Source organism: Brucella tritici (assembly GCF_008932285.1).
Taxonomy (GTDB): domain Bacteria; phylum Pseudomonadota; class Alphaproteobacteria; order Rhizobiales; family Rhizobiaceae; genus Brucella; species Brucella tritici.
This window is the reverse complement of record NZ_WBVY01000044.1, coordinates 1-207: the sequence shown is the minus strand read 5'-3', so window position 1 is coordinate 207 and position 207 is coordinate 1. Positions and strand designations below refer to the sequence as shown.

Genomic DNA, 207 nt, shown 5'->3' with positions numbered 1-207 from the left:
GCGTTGCACGAGAAAGCTTGCCCCAGGTGTCACGGTCCAGATCGCCAGGCGAACGAGCATAAACGCGGTCACCGCCGGTTGCGTCGTAACGAACATAACCATGGATACGCAGGCAGGTTTCGGTGCCCGGGATGTAGAAGAAGCCAGCGCCGTAAGCATCGGAGACGCGGACATATTCAACGGCTTCTGGCTCTGGCGCGACGATTG

General features: G+C 59.4%; 1 protein-coding gene. It reads right to left on the bottom strand.

Annotated features, from left to right (window positions below):
• Positions 1–205, bottom strand: a 205-nt coding sequence (locus F9K94_RS24325; protein ID WP_235920688.1) for a porin, incomplete at its 3' end; no start/stop codon positions are given.
• Between the last annotated feature and the right edge of the window lie 2 nt (positions 206–207).